This window comes from Aquabacterium sp. A08 (assembly GCF_011742065.1).
In genome coordinates, this window is record NZ_JAAQQT010000344.1 from 1 (window position 1) to 231 (window position 231).

At 74.9% G+C, this 231-nt stretch carries 1 protein-coding gene; it reads right to left on the minus strand.

Translation table 11 applies throughout. The features are described from left to right. On the minus strand, positions 1-231 hold a 231-nt coding region (locus HA630_RS01935), incomplete at both ends, for a transglutaminase-like family protein (RefSeq protein WP_166832188.1).

Genomic DNA, 231 nt, shown 5'->3' on the forward strand with positions numbered 1-231 from the left:
CGCGCTCATGGGCTGGGCCGGGGCGGCGCCGGGCACGCCCAGGCCGTTCGGGTCGCCTTGCCAGACCGGGGTGCCGTCATCGGCCACGCCGTAGGTGCTGCTCTGCATCGACACCACGCCGCCTTCGGCAAAGCCGCCGCCGATCTGGTGCGGGGCGTACTGGCGCTTGAAGCTGGCGCCGTCGGGCAGCGGGTCGCGCGGGGCCGACGGGTCCTGCTCGATGTGGTAGGG